10 protein-coding genes are annotated in these 11,879 nt (G+C 57.5%); 6 read left to right on the top strand and 4 right to left on the bottom strand.

The window, feature by feature from the left end; genetic code table 11:
• Positions 1–195: 195 nt before the first annotated feature.
• Positions 196–1,854 carry a hypothetical protein gene (locus VFE46_06095; protein HZZ27562.1) on the bottom strand — a complete coding sequence of 553 codons (1,659 nt, stop codon included), beginning with the start codon at positions 1,852–1,854 and terminating at the stop codon, positions 196–198.
• A gap of 192 nt (positions 1,855–2,046) precedes the next feature.
• Here VFE46_06095 and VFE46_06100 point away from each other — a divergent pair, with 192 nt between their 5' ends.
• The 3 genes from VFE46_06100 to VFE46_06110 all read left to right on the top strand — a co-directional run bounded on the left by VFE46_06100 (position 2,047) and on the right by VFE46_06110 (position 5,525).
• Entirely contained in the window at positions 2,047–2,529 is a 483-nt protein-coding gene (locus VFE46_06100; protein ID HZZ27563.1) for a DUF393 domain-containing protein, read from the top strand.
• Between the two features lie 281 nt (positions 2,530–2,810).
• Entirely contained in the window at positions 2,811–4,238 is a 1,428-nt protein-coding gene (locus VFE46_06105; protein ID HZZ27564.1) for a class II fumarate hydratase, read from the top strand.
• 138 nt (positions 4,239–4,376) lie between these two features.
• Positions 4,377–5,525 carry a tetratricopeptide repeat protein gene (locus tag VFE46_06110; protein HZZ27565.1) on the top strand — a complete coding sequence of 383 codons (1,149 nt, stop codon included), beginning with the start codon at positions 4,377–4,379 and terminating at the stop codon, positions 5,523–5,525.
• A gap of 6 nt (positions 5,526–5,531) precedes the next feature.
• Here the strand turns inward: VFE46_06110 and VFE46_06115 are convergent, their stop codons facing one another.
• Positions 5,532–6,305, bottom strand: coding sequence for a CAAX prenyl protease-related protein (locus tag VFE46_06115; protein ID HZZ27566.1), 774 nt, complete (start codon positions 6,303–6,305; stop codon positions 5,532–5,534).
• Between the two features lie 27 nt (positions 6,306–6,332).
• A complete protein-coding gene (locus VFE46_06120) occupies positions 6,333–7,415 on the bottom strand; it encodes an FAD:protein FMN transferase (GenBank protein ID HZZ27567.1) in 1,083 nt (360 codons plus the stop codon).
• Between the two features lie 46 nt (positions 7,416–7,461).
• On the opposite strand from VFE46_06120, the gene VFE46_06125 reads away from it, so the two are divergent.
• The 3 genes from VFE46_06125 to VFE46_06135 all read left to right on the top strand — a co-directional run bounded on the left by VFE46_06125 (position 7,462) and on the right by VFE46_06135 (position 11,231).
• Positions 7,462–8,565 (top strand): formylglycine-generating enzyme family protein, encoded by a 1,104-nt coding sequence (locus VFE46_06125; GenBank protein HZZ27568.1) that lies wholly within the window; start codon positions 7,462–7,464, stop codon positions 8,563–8,565.
• 120 nt (positions 8,566–8,685) lie between these two features.
• Entirely contained in the window at positions 8,686–10,065 is a 1,380-nt protein-coding gene (locus VFE46_06130; GenBank protein ID HZZ27569.1) for a Gfo/Idh/MocA family oxidoreductase, read from the top strand.
• A gap of 155 nt (positions 10,066–10,220) precedes the next feature.
• Positions 10,221–11,231, top strand: coding sequence for a PHB depolymerase family esterase (locus VFE46_06135; protein ID HZZ27570.1), 1,011 nt, complete (start codon positions 10,221–10,223; stop codon positions 11,229–11,231).
• 17 nt (positions 11,232–11,248) lie between these two features.
• On the opposite strand, the gene modA is transcribed toward VFE46_06135, so the two are convergent.
• Positions 11,249–11,879: molybdate ABC transporter substrate-binding protein (modA, locus tag VFE46_06140; GenBank protein ID HZZ27571.1), on the bottom strand; the 631-nt coding region annotated here is incomplete at its 5' end.

Raw genomic sequence — 11,879 nt, forward strand, 5'->3', positions numbered from 1 at the left:
GGTAAAGGAAAGACAGAAGGAAGAAAGCAGCAGGCGGAACGTTTTCCAGCGCGGTAAGCCGCCCTACATTCCATTATAACTTGTAAATTCGGCAGGCAATTGAGAGAGAATCGCGAGAACGAAGGGGCCACGCATTTGTCCCGTCGCAACATAAACAGGCCACGCGTGGTCGTCGGCAGCCTGAATCGTGCGTTCTTAACCTGTGCTGGTCCTAGCCCCCGGGCCGTTGCGGAAGGCGTCGAAATATTGCTGCACGTGGTCGCGCTGCTGGCGAGGAAGCCGCTGGCCGGTGAGCGGATCGGCGGAATCGTGCTTGGCCGATTCCACTTCGGTTTTAATTTCTTCCCCAACCTGCCCCTTGGAATTGGGACCTTCGACCAGACCGGTGATGACCGCCGCCCCTTTGCCGATATTCTGCTTGACCTTGGAATCGTAAAACTTTGCGCCGTCTTTTTCCGGCCGCTCCCCTTCCCCACCCTGGGCTCGGCCAGGTTCGGTGGAATGATCTCCGCCTCGACGCTCGGTTCGTCTCTCCAAGTCGAGGCTCATGCCTTCCACGCCGTTCATGGCAATTTTGGCTTCATCGATTTCGTCCAAGGTGCTTTCCAACATTTGCATTTCGGCCGCTTCCTGCTGCGCTTGCGCCAAATCGTGAGCCAATTGGTTCATGGCTGCCTGGGCCTGGGCCGTGTCTCCGGTCTTCATGGCTTCGCCGCTTTGCCCCAGTTTTTTGGCCACATCGCGCAACTTGCCCATCTGCGATTGTTGCTGGGCCAGCTTTTGCAATTGCTGCTGTAGTTTTTTGGCCGTTTCCTGATCGCCGGCTTTTTGTGCCTGAGCGAGTTGCTTTTGCGTTTCCTGCTGGGCTTTTTCGTGCGCATCGGCAATTTTCTGCAGCGCATTTTTCATGGCGTCGAATTGCTCGGCCAACTGTTTTTTCTTTTCCGGATCGAGCGTCCCCTGCGACAGTTGCGCTTGCAGCTTTTCAATTTCCTTCAGCGCCTTGTCGAAGTCGCCATTTTTTAAGTCCTTGGCCAGCTTGTCGGCCGGCCCGCTGGGCATATTTTTCATGCCGGCGAATTGATCTTTCAATTTTTCCGCTTCGGCGAGTTGATTGCGTCGTTGTTCCAGTTGTTGCGCCAAATCGTTCAATTTGGATATCGCTTCGTGGCGATCGGTTTCGTCCTTTTTGGCCAGCTCGTGCGTGCCTTCTTCGATGCGCTTGAACAGCTCTTCGGCTTCCTTCAGCCCTTCCTCGCCTGCCTGCTTGGCGCGCTCCTGCAATTTCGATTGCAACGGCTTCACGGAATCATCTATTTTCTTTTTCACGGCCACGGTGTTGGCGTTGGCATCGGCCTCGGTGGGGCGCGTGGGATCGGCCAGGAAACAAAATGCGAATGCCGCCGTCGCCGGAACAAGCGGCAGCCACGCCTGCTGCTTGAGGCGAATGGGAAACCGCCCCGACACATCCAACTTGCTGATCCGCCGCCGGGCATCCTCGAGCAGTGCCCGACCAGCAGGAGTTTGCAATTCTTCCTCGGAAAGCGCCAGCGAGCTAGAAATTCGCTCCTTCAATCCAAAGCGACGGTCAATTTCCAGGGCCGCCTCCAGCTCGGGCAAGCGCCGCATCCAGGTCCACACTAGCGCCGCGAGCAATCCCGCGGCTGCATCGCCACTCAGCCAGAAAGTGGCCCACTGCGCGCCGTCGATGCGAGTGAGCAACCATTTTTGCACGCCGATAGCAACCGCCGCCGCCAGCAAAGTGACGAACCAACACCACACCAGCGTGCCGAGAAATTGCTGCAGCATCAATCGCCGCCGCGCAATGCGAACTTGCTGTTTGAGCTGGTCCATAAGTAACTTCAGCGTAAGCGTGCTAGGCCGGGTTGATCGGCCCAATTGCATGCAGCCGATGGCTTTGATAACAGTCCCATTATAAGGGATTCCGGCAAAGCCTGGCGACAATAATTTTTACTTCCGCCTCGTTTTCCCAAGAATACGGCTCTTTCCCATATCACTTTGACGCCGGCAACAAGATATAATTCCGTGGACACCATTTTTGCGATAAACTCTGCCCCCGACATGAACGCTGCTCCCACACAAACCGATGCTGAACCGTTGCCGACACCGGCCGAGCGGCCCGAGGCAAATATCGTCATCTTCGACGGGAACTGTCGGATGTGTACGGCCCAAATTCGCGCACTCACCTGGTGGGATTGCCAGGGGAAGCTGTCGTATCTTTCGCTGCACGATCCGGAGGTCGCGCGCCGCTTTCCTGATTTGACCCACGACATGCTCATGGAGCAAATGTACGTGGTTGATGGGCAAGGCAACCGTTACGGAGGCGCGGCAGCCATCCGCTATTTTTCCCGCCGACTGCGCCGGTTGTGGTGGCTGGCGCCGCTCTTGCATATTCCAGGCAGCTTGCCTGTGTGGCAATGGCTTTACCGCCAGGTGGCCAAGCGGCGCTATCGCTTCGGCACGCTAAATCAGTGCGATAACGACGCCTGCAGCCTGCACGTGCGGTAGTGCTGTACAGGCCTGGCTCGGTAGTGAAGCATTTTGAAGTGAACTGCATTGGGTGGCCGGGGTCGAGTGCCGCCGAGCCCCCGGAATGCTGCCCGCTGGGGGCTCCCTTCGGTCGACCCCAGCCACCCTGCGGAAGCAAAGTGCATCACTACGTCGGGCGCTTTCGCCTTCCAACAAACCGCTGAACTGCGGTATCATATTGGTTTCGGCAATTGCACAAAAAAAGCAGCGTCGCAATAACATCGTCCACAGTTCGCCGCCTGCAATTACATCTCACCTGCATGACCGATTTTCGCACGGAGCACGATTCGATGGGGGAAGTCCGCGTTCCCGGGCAAGCTTATTACGGCGCGCAAACGCAACGGGCGATCGAAAACTTCCCCATCTCCGGCGAGCCGTTGCCGCCAGCGTTGATTCACGCACTGGGCCTGGTGAAATATGCCGCCGCTATTGCCAATCGCGATTTGGGCAAGCTGACCGGCTCGGGCAAAAACCCATTGAATCAAAAGCAGGTGGAGGCGTTGCTCACTGCCAGTCGCGAAGTGGCTGAGGGAAAATTCGACGAGCAATTTCCGCTCGACGTTTTCCAAACCGGCTCCGGCACCTCCAGCAACATGAACGCCAATGAAGTCATCGCCAACCGGGCCATTGAGCTGACCGGTGGCGACCGCTTCGTCGAGCAAAAGCCAATCCATCCCAACGACCACGTGAACATGGGGCAATCGACCAACGACATGTTCCCCACTGCCATTCACGTGGCCGTGGCCTTGGCAATTAAAACCGATTTTCTGCCGGCCTTGGAAAAGCTGCACCACACGCTGGAGCAAAAAGCGAGCGACTGGGACAAAATCATCAAAATTGGCCGTACACACTTGGCCGATGCCACGCCGCTGCGGCTGGGTCAGGAAATCGGCGGCTTTGCCCGGCAGTTGCAAATGTCAATTACCCGCGCAAACAGCGCCTTAAAGGCCGTGCTGGAACTTCCGGCCGGCGGCACGGCAGTGGGCTCGGGCATCAACACGCACCCGGAATTTGGCAAGCGTGTAGCAGCTGCTTTGGCGAAAGACACCAGCATTCCATTCGTCGAGGCCGTTAATCATTTCGAAGCCAACGCCCAGCGCGATGGATTGGTGGAAGCCAGCGGCGATTTGCGCACCATCGCCGTCACGCTGTTCAACATCGCCAATAACATCCGCTGGCTTTCCAGCGGGCCGCGCTGCGGGTTTTATGAAATCAAGCTGCCCGATCGGCAGCCGGGCAGCTCCATCATGCCGGGCAAAGTGAACCCGGTGATGTGCGAAAGCATGATGCAAGTGTGCGCCTGGGTGATGGGGCACGATCAAACCATCGCCTTCAGCGGCGCCACCGGCGGACAATTTCAACTCAATATAATGATGCCCGTGATGGGCATGGCCGCCCTGGAAACCGTCACGCTGCTGGCCAGTGCCACGCGGGCGTTTGTCGATTTCTGCGCCGCCGAAATGGAAGCCAACCCGGAAGCGTGCGAAGCCGCGGTGGAGCAAAGCTTGTCGATGGTTACCAGCCTGAACCCTTTGATTGGCTACGAAAAGGCCGCCAAGTTGGCCAAGGAAGCGTTCAAAACCGGCAAGACCATCCGCCAGTTGTGCCGCGAGCAAAAATTGCTCCCGGACGACGTGCTCGACAAGGCGCTCGATCCGTGGCGCATGACCGAGCCGCAAAAGGAGTGATTGGCAGTTGACATGGCAATCCGAGCCGGGCTGTCATCAGCCCGGTGTTAGTCGATAAAACACATTTCATCAATTTTGCTAACAGCTTAGCACGCGCAGGAAAGCGTGAACCCGCATCACTTATGGAGATCTTCATTTATGCGTAAAGCCACTTGCAGCATGTTTGTCGTGGCCGCTGGATTCGCACTTCTCACGGTTACCCCTGCGATTTGGGCGCAGCAGAACCCTGCCGGCGCCGACCAGGGGAACAGTTCTACTGGGTCATCCAATGCCGGCGCGAAATCTGCCCTCAGCCCGGCGGATCAAAAGGCGCGCGATGCTTACCAACTTACAAAAACCGCCAAGTCGCTGGACGAATACAGCCAAATCATTAGTCTGTGCCAAGATGCTTTGAGCCAGGGCCCCTCCGCCGATAGCGCCGCTTACGCCCGCAAGTTGCAGGCCTGGGCGCTCAACAAGCGCGGCGAAAAATACTCGGATGCGGGGAATGAAAAACTGGCGCTCAAGGATTTTGAAGCCGCCGTGCCGCTCGATGCCATGCTGTGGAAGGCGGTGCAAAACCGTGGCGTTAGCCGCGGATTTCTGGGCGACAAGAAAGGAGCGCTGGCCGATTTTAACACGATCATTCGCGTCAACCCAAGCTATGCCAACGCCTGGTTCGATCGGGCCGAGCTCAAATTCGACCAGGGAGACGTGACCGGCGCGCTGGACGATTACAACCAAGCCATTCAACTGAATCCAGGCGATGCCGGCTTTTACAACAGCCGCGGACACGCGAATTATCGGTTGGGGCAGTTCCGCGAAGCGCTGGCCGATTACAACCGGGCGGTGCAAATCAATCCTGAGGATGCCGAAGCGCTGGTGAACCGCGGAGACGCCTATCGAGAAGAAGGCGTGTACGGAGCCGCCGCATCCGATTTCCGCGAAGCCGTCCGATTAAATTCCAAACTCGGCCATGCCTATTTGAGCACAGCCTGGCTGATGGCTACTTGCCCCGAACAGCGTTACCGTGATGCGGAAAAAGCGATTGCCGCAGCCCAGCGCGCCATCGAATTGGACGGCGACAAAGATTATCGCTACCTCGATACATTGGCCGCCGCTCAAGCGAGTGCCGGAAAATTCGATGATGCCAAAGCCACGATCAACAAAGCATTGAACGAAGCGCCTCAAAAAGAAACGGCCCACATTCACCAACGGTTGGAACTGTATGAAACAGGCCGCGCCTTCCGCGACGGCGCTCCCGCCGAACCGGTGAAGCCCGCCAGCGCCAACATGCGCGCACCGTAATTTCTCTCACATCAACCACCATTGTCCGCTGGCAATCACGTATGTGCCCAACAGCAGATTGGTAACGGCGTGGGCCAGCACGCAATCCCAAATGCTGCGGGTGCGAGTCATCAGCCACGTTACGGCCGAAAACCACACCAGTGCCGCCACGGCCTCCTGCGGATGCATGAGCATGGGCACGGCCGTTCCCGCAATCACGGCCAACCGATTCACCTTGCCGAAGGGAACTTCCCACCAGCGTTCGGCCATGAAAAATCGCATCAAAAATCCGCGCAGAAAAAATTCTTCGATGACGGGCACCACCACGGCCAATCCCAATAACCGCACGGCCAGAAAGGCGTAAGCCAGGATTGGTTGAGCGCTTAATTCCGCCAGTGGGTTGAACGCGCTACGCTGCCCCATGGTTCTGAACCATTCCCAGCCGGTTTTGTCGGCCAGCCACGGCATCCATTGCCGTTGCCAGGTGGCTAATCCAATCCAAACTGCCGCGCCAACGATGCCGACAATTACGCCCTGCCAGCTCAGCCGGCGCGCATATTTTCGGTAGCCGGGCCAGACAAAAATCATCGCGGCCACGGTCAGCACAATTTTCGCGGTGTAGAGCAGCGGATAATGGCGATATTCAATGCCCAAATCGATCCATGGCTTGCCCCCCGCGCCCACTTCCCCTGCCGCACCACTGGCAGCGGGAGGCGTCGGCTCCAGGCTTCCCGCCAACATGAACACCACAAAGGGAAGTAGGCAAACGAGCCACGGATTTTCTCGCCAACTTGATTTCATACTTTGTTGCCTACTCAATCCGCGCGGTTATGGTTGATCAGAATTTGTTTGCCCAGGCGAAACCAGGAATTTGGCAAATCTTTGGGTTTGGAGCGCTTCGATTTCATTATGGCCGTCAGAGCCGGCCACTTCTCGTTGCACAAACGCCGCCGCTCCTGGAGTGGCTTCGATGATTTTGAAACCCGCTTCCGCTCCCGACACGCAAATCGGTTTGGTGTAACTATCGGCGGTAATACAATCGGGCGCAATGACGGTCACGCTCGAATGCCCCGTTACGCCTAAGCCCGTGCGCGGATCGATAATGTGCGAATAACGCTGGCCATCGATTTCCACGAACTGAAATGCGTCGCCGGAGGTGGTAATGGCGTAGTTGGAAAGTTGCACGTATCGGCTGGGCGTTCCTTCGCCGGAAGGGGGCTCAATGCCGATTCGCCAACCCGGCTTACCCGGCGGGGGATTGCTCACGCCAATATCGCCGGAGGCATCAATCAAAGCGCTAGTGATTCCTTCTCGTTTGAGCACCTTGAAGGCCTCATCCACGCCGTAGCCCATGCCAATGCCGCCGGCATCGAGCCGCATGCCGGGCTTGCGAAATTGCGCCGTGTGCATGGCCGAATTGAGCCGCAAGGAACGATAACCGGTTGCTTCTCGCGCGGCGGCTAACAGTTCGGCCGAGGGCATTTCCTTCGTGCGCCGAGCGCGTCGCCACAATTTGGTTAGCGGCCCCACGGTCATGTCGAAGGCCCCGTCGCTTTTTTCTGAAAGCGCTTGGGCAAACTCCAGCACATGCCACAAGTCGTCGCTGACGGGCACAGGATTTGACGACGGCGACGTGGCACTCAACCGGCTAAGCTCACTGTCGGAGTCGTAATCGCTCAAAATGCGATTCAATTCTTCAATGCGCGCATAGGCCGCTTGAGCTGCGCGGTTTGCGACCGTTTCGTCGGCGGCATACAATACGATTTTCCACGGCGCTCCCATGTGATTTTCCGTGAACGTGAACCGCACCAGCGAATTTGCCTGCTGTGCGCCGCAAACATTCGCGCAGAAAATCATCGCCGTGGCCGCCAGGCTCAACACAATTCGGCGGATGGCAACCGGCGGCTTCATCACGAAAGTATTTTCCTTAAGGCCTGTGCATCTTCGCAGCTTCATCATGCTTACCCTAGTGTATCATCACGCTCGTCTGCAACTTGGGGCTGCGGTGGCGTTCTGCCTACTTGCCAATCGGTTGTCGGCCGCTCCTCCAATTGTCGAAATGCCCAACTCTACCGCCGCAACTGCCGCCGAGATGAAGCCCTACACTGACGTCATCGGCGGAACCGATGTGAAATTCGAAATGCTCCCCATCCCCGGCGGCAAATTCACCATGGGAAGCCCCGAGAGCGAACACGGCCACAAGCCCGACGAAGGCCCACAGCACGAAGTCAAAATCGAGCCGTTTTGGCTGGAGAAGTACGAGCTCACCTGGGACGAGTTCGAAGTGTTCATGTTCACGCTCGATATCGACCGCCGCAAAATTACCTCTCAGCCAAGCACCGACAACGACAAGCTGGCCGATGCTTTGGCCCGGCCGACCAAGCCGTATACCGATATGTCGTTCGGCATGGGAAAGGATGGTTTTCCGGCTATCAGCATGACGCACTACGCCGCCCGCATGTATTGCCGCTGGTTGAGTGCGAAAACCGGCCGCTACTACCGCTTGCCGACGGAAGCGGAATGGGAATACGCTTGCCGCGCCGGCACAACGACGGCATATTCGTTCGGCGACGATGCCAAGCAGCTCAACGATTATGCCTGGCACGACGGCAACAGCGAGGACAGTTACCACAAAATCGGCAAGAAAAAGCCGAACACCTGGGGTCTGTACGATATGCACGGCAACGTCGCGGAATGGGTGCTCGACCAATACATCGCCGATTACTACGCGCAATTCAAAGGCAAAACGGCGATTGAACCATTGGCCGTTACCCAATCGAAATTTCCGCACCCGGTGCGCGGGGGCTCGTGGCAAGATGATGCAGTCGATTTGCGCAGTGCCGCACGCAAACCCTCGAAGAAGGAATGGGAAGCCACCGATCCGCAGCTTCCGCAAAGCGTATGGTATTTAACCGACGCGGAGTTTGTCGGCTTCCGCATTTGCCGTCCGCTACACGAGCCAACGGCCGAGGAAAAGCAAAAAATCTGGGACGCCGGCCTGGAAGCCGAGGGGGAAGGCGGCCGCATTATTTGGCCCAACGGCGAGCCGCCTAAGAAGTAAAAGTGAAGTATCGGCCTGCAGCCGCCAGTGCCGGCTTTTTAAAACGTTGCGAAATTGCGCCCCTGGGCCTAAACTGGAGTCGCCGCAGCCACCCCCATCAACGATCTTGGAGTACTTCCCATGTCCTCCCCTTTGCAACCGTTGCCTTCCTCAAACAACTCCGCTTCCAATTCCAGTCGGCGGGAATTTTTGAAAACCTCCGGCGTGGCCATGGCTGGCGCAGGTTTGGCCGCCACGCTCGGCATTGCCCGGCAGGCGCACGCCGCGCAAAACGATGATGCCATTCGCGTGGCGCTCATCGGCTGTGGCGGCCGCGGCGGCGGCGCGGTGCTGGATGCCATGTCGACCGGCAACAACATCAAGCTGGTGGCCATGGCCGACGCCTTCAAAGATCGGCTGGACGCCAAATACGACGACTTGAAAAAGGCGGCCGGCGACAAAATTGCCGTCGACGACGATCACAAGTTCGTCGGTTTCGATGCCTACCAAAAGGCGATCGATTCGGGCGTCGATTTGGTGATTCTTGCCACGCCGCCGGGCTTCCGGCCAATCCATTTCAATGCCGCCGTGCAGGCCAACAAAAACATTTTCATGGAAAAGCCGGTCGCCACCGATCCGGCCGGCGTGCGGAAGGTGCTACAAACCAATGAAGAAGCCAAGCGGCGGAATTTAATTGTCGGCGTGGGCTTGCAGCGGCGGCATCAGCCCGGTTATTTAGAAGCGCTGAAGCGCTACAAAGATGGGGCGATTGGCGAACTCGTTGCCGCCCGGGCGTATTGGAACGGAGATCGGCCGCATGCAACGCCGAGACAGAAAGACCGCGACGCAACCAAGACCGAAATGGAATACCAAATGCGCAATTGGTATTTCTACGTGTGGCTGTGCGGCGATCACATTGTCGAGCAGCACATTCACAATTTGGATGTCATCAACTGGTTCAAGGGAGAAACGCCCGTGCGTGCCGTCGGCATGGGTGGCTCGCAAGTGCCGCGTCAGCCAGGCGATGGCGAAATTTACGATCACCATGCGGTCGAATTTCAATACGCCGATGGCAGCCGCGTGTTTAGCCAGTGCCGACAAATTTCCGGTTGCTGGGGGCAGGTGTCGGAACACATTCATGGCACCAAGGGCGCGGTGCACTTGGATGCTGGCGCCAATCGTTACAGCGTCAACGTGAACGGCGGCGAAGCTTGGAACTGGAAAAACTCTGGCTCGGGGCCGATGCCCAATCCGTACCAGATCGAGCATGCCGACATGCAAGCCGCCATCAAGAACGGCGGCTCCTACAACGAAGCCGATTACGGCGCGAAAAGCACCATGACGGCCATCCTGGGCCGCCTGGCCACCTACAGCGGCAAGGAAATTTCCTGGGAAGACGCCTTCAACAGCAAGCTAAGCATCATGCCCACGGAATTTTCCTGGGACGCCAAAATGCCCGTTAACCCCGGTCCTGGCGGCATGTATCCCCAGGCCATTCCTGGCTTGACGAAAGTAATTTAGCTAACGATTGGGCCGGCTGGAGCAAGCGGTTTAATGCTGCGCTGTTCCAGAGGTTGCTAAATTTCGCAAGATGCGCGCTGCCGTCGCGAAATACCCTTCAGACAGATGCACGCATGGTCGCATCTTTCCCATGCTAATTTTAGCGAAGGGGCAGTATGGTCACGATTGGAACCGTGCGGTTGGGGCAAAGAACAATGCTGGCTTTAACATTCACGGTAATCATGCTCGCCTGGTGGAAAGCGTACTCCGCTGCGGCGCAATTTGCCGCGAGGCTGATTCAGCCTGCTGAAAATACGCTGGAAAAAACCATTGCCGTGGATGGCCGCCAGCGAACTTACTATCTGCACGTGCCGCCCGATTTGTCGGCCGACAAACCCGTCCCGCTGGTGTTGGTGTTCCACGGCGGCGGCGGCACGGCGCTGGGCATGGAACGGTATTTGTCCCGCTTCAGCAAGCTCGCCGACCAGGAACATTTTTTGGTGGCTTACCCCGAGGGAATCGATAAAAGTTGGAACGATGGGCGCGGCGATACTTCCACAGCGGCCGCGCGTCAAAATGTCGATGATCTGGCCTTTGTGATGGCTATGCTCGCAGCCATTGGCCAAGAACACCAAATCGATCCGCAGCGCATTTATGCCACGGGCATTTCCAACGGGGCGATTTTCTCGAACTACTTAGCTGCCAATCACGCCGATAAAATCGCGGCCATTGCGCCGGTCGTCGGCAGCATTGCCGATCCGTTTTACAAACAATTCAAACCGTCGGAGCCGGTCTCCGTGTTCATTTTGCAAGGGACCAAAGATCCACTGGTGCCGTACAACGGTGGCCTGGTGGGCGAAGGACATCTTGGTGACCGTTGCAAAGTGATCGCCACCAACGAAACGGTTAAGCTGTGGGTGCAAAATAATGGCTGTGAACCGACTGCCGTGGAAAAATCATTGCCCGACGTCAATCCCGATGATGGCTGCACGATTCAACAATTTACTTACGGCCAGGGCCGCAACGGGACCGAAGTGGTGCTGTACAAAATCGAAGGGGGCGGCCACACCTGGCCCGGCGGCCCGCAATATTTTCCCAAGTTCCTCATTGGCTCCGTCTGCCGCGACATCGACGGCACGCAAGTGATATGGGATTTTTTCAAAGCGCATCCGAAATTGCCGTCTTAATGTTCGGCCGCCAGCGCTCACGATTTTACCGGCAGGAAGCCATGGCGTCGGAAGCATTTGGCCGCAGCGGCCGATGTAATAAATTCCAATAAAGCGCGTGCTGCTTTTGGTTGTTGGCCCCCTTCTATTAAGCCGGCCACATACAGCGCCGCCGATTGGGAATGCGGAACGAGGAAATACGTTCGGCAGCGATCGGAACGCTGGGCATCGCTGGCAAACGCCACCCCCGCATCAGCCGCTCCGGAGACTACCGCCGACAGCACAGCCCGTGAGTTATCGACTTCCAGAACCTTGGCCAGCAGCTTGTCATATACTCCAGCGGCTTTCAGATACGATTGCGAGTATCCGCCCAAAGGACACGCCGGCTCGGCCAAAGCGACCCGCTGTACTTTTTTGCCGAGTAAATCCTCCAATCGCTTGAGCGCGGTTTTGTGGGTGGTTTTGTCGCCGCGCGGACCGATGACCGCCAAACTGTTCGAAGCCACCACGCGACGAGAACGAGAAACCAATCGGCCGGCAGCTTCCAAGCGATCCAATTCGGCGGCTTCGGCGGAAACAAGCAAATCGCCCGGCGCGCCGCTCAACAAGTGATCAGCCAATTCGTTCGAGGCTCCGTACACCGCCCGCACTCGAACCGTCGGCTCCTGC

The sequence above is a fragment of the Pirellulales bacterium genome (assembly GCA_035656635.1).
Taxonomy (GTDB): Bacteria; Planctomycetota; Planctomycetia; order Pirellulales; family JADZDJ01; genus DATJYL01.